The sequence below is a fragment of the Terriglobales bacterium genome (assembly GCA_035764005.1).
Classification (GTDB): domain Bacteria; phylum Acidobacteriota; class Terriglobia; order Terriglobales; family Acidobacteriaceae; genus Gp1-AA112.
The window spans coordinates 1-4,145 of record DASTZZ010000118.1; the positions used below are offsets into that span (position 1 = coordinate 1).

Consider the following 4,145-nt stretch of genomic DNA (forward strand, 5'->3'; position numbering starts at 1 on the left):
TCGATGAGTGCATTGGCGATAATGCGTCAATTGAAGCGAAATTCCCAGAACGTCGACCCTATTCCGTCCGCAATGCTTGCATCGGATCAAGCCGCGAAGCGCGCCAGGCGGGAAAGATGCAGGCGATCGAGGCGATCAACAGTAGAGTGAGAATCACGGCGCCGATCACGGCCGGATCAGTCGGCTCGGTTCCGTAAAGCATCGACCGGATAAGCTGCGTTGCGCCTCCACTGGCTGTCAGACCGAGAATCAGCCCGAGGAACGCCGGCCGCAGCCGGTCAAACAAGATAAGACTCAGGATCTGTTCGCGCTGCGCGCCCAGCGCGACGCGGATGCCGATTTCGGACACCCGCTGCGTGACCAAGTAGGAGAGCACTCCATACAGGCCTACTGCGGCTAAGAGGAGTGACAAGCTGGCGAAGGCTAAGACCAGATTTGCCGCGAAACCCTGGCTGGCCGTGGTCTTGCCGAGAATCTGGTCCATGGTCAGCGCATTGTAGACCGGCAGCTCCGGTTCGAGCGCGGAGATTTGTTGCTGGATCTGAGTCGACATTGCCAGCGGATCGACTGAGGTCCAGGCTACGATGGTAGCCTCGCTGGTGCGATCGGGAATGCCGGAGAGGATGGGAAAGTACATGGTGGCCGCGACTGGCTTGGTGACGTCGTAGACCGTGTCGCCAACTTCGCCGATGATCTCGTAGTTTTCCACATTGGTATCCCAACCGGAGCGGACGTGTTTGCCAATGGGGTCGTCGCCCGAGAAAAACTGATCCACGAATTGCTTGCTGACAACGACGTAATGGGTATTGTCGAGCCGCTCGTGGTCAGTGAAGACCCGGCCGCGCAGCAGGGGAATCTGCATGACGCTGAAGTACTGCGGATCGGCGGTAAGGGTCATGGCGTCGTACTGCAGGCTGTAACTGGGTGCAGGCCGCTCAAGAATAGTGAAAACTCTGTCTCCCTGGGGTCCTGTTCCGGGCGCAACCGAGACGAGCGCCGCACCGCGAACGCCGGGTAGCCGGCGCACCCGATCGAGGAGCGACTGATGAAAGCGCACCACTTTGTCGCGGGCATCGTATTGGATTTCTGGCAGTCCAAATTTCATGGTGATTACGTGATCGATGCGGCAGCCCAGATCCGCCATGCGCAGGCGCAGAAAGCTCTTGAAAAGCAGCCCGGCTGAGACCAGCAACATGACCGTAAGCGCGATCTCGAATGTGAGCATCGTCTTGCGCAATCGTGCTCGCGAGGCGCTCCCGCCGACGGATCGTGAAGATTCCCATAGCGCCGAGAGCAGCCCTTTGCCAGTGGAAGATATCGCCGGTACAAGACCTGCCAGCAGTCCCGTCGCCAGTACCAGACCTGCGGCAAAAGCGAAAACCCATCCATCGACGTGAACTGAATCGGCACGAGGCAGATTGCGCCAGTGCGCCGCTAGCCATTGCGTTGACGCGAGCGACAGCAGCAGGCCAAGTCCGCCGCCGAACACGCAGATCAGTAGGCTTTCCGTTATCTGCTCGCGAATTAAAGCAAGCCGGCTACCGCCAAGTGATCCACGGATGGCGACCTCCTTGCGACGCGATGCAGCCCGCGCCACCAGCAAGTTCGAGACATTGAGGCAGGCGATCAACAGCATGCAGCCAACCGCGCACAGCAGTACCAGCAGCTGTGTTCGCACTCCCCTCACCAGGTCGTCGATCATCGGCCGGGACCAGACATCTTCGGCGACGGGCTTGGAAGCATTGGCAAGATGGATCCGGTACTGCACCGCGCTCACCTCTTGCGTCGCCGCTTCTACGCTCACATCCGGCTTCAGCCGCGCTACCACCTCGCTCTGGTGCCCATCATGTATGCCGTAGTCGCTCTCGGAAAAAGTCTGCGCGTAGGGCATCCAGTATTGGATCCGCGCGTCCGGATAGGTATACCAGCTGGGTAGTACACCAACGACAGTAGTCGGGATGGTGTCCAGATGAATCTGTTTGCCGATGATGGAAGGATTCCCGGCAAAACGGCGCTGAAACAGACTCCAGGTAAGCAGGACCACAGGCTCGCCTTTCGGCTGATCTTCGGCCTCTGTGAAGATGCGGCCAAAGGCGGGAGTTACACCGAGAAGTGGAAAGAGATTGGCCGAGCCGCCCGCGCTCTGCACGACTTCTGGCAGTTCGGAATGCACACCGGAGAGGATGCCTCCATGCCGCGCATCGCCGCCATGTCTTCAAAGCCGTGAGTCTGGCTGCGCCAGTCGCGATAGTCGCCTGGCGCAACTGCATCGAATCCGTCGCCGCCTTTGTTCTGGCGATAATGCTCATAGAGCATTACCAGTTTGCTCGAATCGCGAAACGGCAACGGCCGCAACAGCACTGCACGCACCATGGTGAAGAGCGATGTAGTCGCGCCGATGCCCAGCGCCATCACCAGCACGGAGACGATAGCAAATTCGGGCGAGCGCAGTAGCGTACGCGTGCCATATTTCACGTCGCGCACCATCTGCTCCAACCAGACCCGGCTCCAGGCCGCGCGCGTCTGCTCGCGAATCAGCGTCGTGTTGCCGAAGGCGCGCTGTGCTGCAGAACGAGCCTCTTTCACAGACAGCCCACGCTCCCGCTGCTCTTCCTCTTCCAATTCCAGGTCGGAGAGAAGCTCCCGCTCGAGGTCAGCATCCCGTTTCGCGGTTCCTTTCCAGCTCTGCCACCATCTCATCTCAGCTCTCTTCAGCGGCAGGCCACATAACTCGCGCCACAGCTTCCGCCATCTGCTTCCATTGCGATTCCTCGACAACAAGCTGTTTTCTGCCGACTCCCGTGAGCCGGTAATACTTGAACTCCCGGTTGCGATCTGGAGCCATCTCCCATTTCGAAGTGACCCAGCCTCGCTCCTCTAAGCGATGGAGTGCCGGATAGAGAGAGCCATGCTGCGTCTGCAGGAAATCGTTCGTGGTCCGCTGAATATGTTTGCCAATCTGATGGCCATGTGCCGGCCCATAAAGAAGCGTTCGCAAGACCAGCATGTCCAACGTGCCCTGCAGCAGATTCGCCCGTTGTTGTGCCTGCTTTTTAGTCATAGAAGACGTTCAACTCTCGATGGAGAGCGATGGTAGACATTCGACTATTGGCTGTCAAGAGCACGGAAATCAATTCCCGTCATCAAATGACGACTTCAGGGCAAGTCACTTATTGAGATGAGCCTCCTTGCCGTGCGTTTTGAATTCTGCCCGGTTGGTCGCCAAACCGGAAGTTGGACCAGCGACGAGATGGGTTTGAGCAAAGAGTTTCGTAACAGTCTCGGAACTGGTCCGCAGGGATGGAGAGCGGAAGCCGCGCCCGCATTTTTGGCGGGCGAGAAAGCCTCTCTGCGTTCTCTCCTGAAAGGGAGCTCATGCCCTTCTCGATCACGAGGATGACGAAGACGAAGAAGATCTGGTCGATGATGAGTACGAGAAGCAGATTGCTCTGGCGCTTCGCAGCATGCTGGTCGAACTGAAAGGCATGGGCTGGAAATAGGAGTGACGACTGGGGCTGACTTTTGACTCCTGTCAAGCAGGGACGAGGGCTTCAGCCTTATCGATCTGTTGTGGCGTACAGCGCCCGAGCATAATCCCAATGATTCCCATTCGACGCTGCTCGCGACCTGCCCAGCTTTTTATCTGGCTGAATCTGCGCTGCTTATGCTGCAATCACAGCGACGTTCGGCTCGCTGCTAAGCTGGAGCGATACATGCCTTCCAAACAACGAAGCACGAGGGACCAAACCATGACCGCTACTAATGCGATACGCAAGCTTGTCATGGCACACGCACAAGGCGACGCCCGGCAGTTTAGCGCGACTTTAGGTGAATACATTAGCGAAGAACGCCGCAAACGGCATCATCAACTCGCCGATGACTTAGAGCGGATTTTCAGCAATAGCACCACAGCAGCCAAGGCCGAAACTCTCACAATCCTTCGTCGATCCGGTGTTGACCTGCCGCGCGACAAGGAGAAGGGTACTTTACTTATAGAGCTTTTTGAGCCCACGGTCTCTTTGAGCGAGATGATCGTGAACGATCCTGTCCGGAGTTCGCTCGAACGGATCATGACTGAGCAACGCAGAGGAGAACTGTTGAGGAGTTATGGGCTCAGTCCATTGCGGAAGATTCTGCTTTGCGGT

The 4,145-nt window shown here is 57.7% G+C and carries 4 protein-coding genes; 1 reads left to right on the forward strand and 3 read right to left on the reverse strand.

Annotation, left to right across the window (positions count from 1 at the left end):
* Positions 1-58: 58 nt before the first annotated feature.
* From VFU50_19935 to VFU50_19945, 3 genes are read right to left on the reverse strand one after another with little or no spacing between them, the layout of a single operon-like run.
* The gene (locus VFU50_19935) at positions 59-2,173 is read right to left on the reverse strand and encodes an ABC transporter permease (protein HEU5235139.1); all 2,115 of its coding nucleotides are present in this window, start codon (positions 2,171-2,173) and stop codon (positions 59-61) included.
* Positions 2,101-2,700, reverse strand: a complete 600-nt coding sequence (locus VFU50_19940; protein ID HEU5235140.1) for a permease prefix domain 1-containing protein — start codon at positions 2,698-2,700, stop codon at positions 2,101-2,103. Before VFU50_19940 ends, VFU50_19935 begins: the two co-directional genes overlap by 73 nt.
* 1 nt (position 2,701) lies before the next feature.
* Positions 2,702-3,061: a PadR family transcriptional regulator gene (locus VFU50_19945; protein HEU5235141.1), complete on the reverse strand. Its 360-nt coding sequence runs from the start codon at positions 3,059-3,061 to the stop codon at positions 2,702-2,704.
* Positions 3,062-3,749: 688 nt separating this feature from the next.
* Here VFU50_19945 and VFU50_19950 point away from each other — a divergent pair.
* Positions 3,750-4,145 (forward strand): hypothetical protein (locus VFU50_19950; GenBank protein ID HEU5235142.1); only part of this gene is annotated, 396 nt, incomplete at its 3' end.

What these genes read in the sequence shown, in the direction of transcription:
- VFU50_19940 (HEU5235140.1), bottom strand. Translation starts at nt 2,700, where the DNA reads ATGAGATGGTGGCAGAGCTGGAAAGGAACCGCGAAACGGGATGCTGAC.
- VFU50_19945 (HEU5235141.1), bottom strand. Translation starts at nt 3,061, where the DNA reads ATGACTAAAAAGCAGGCACAACAACGGGCGAATCTGCTGCAGGGCACG.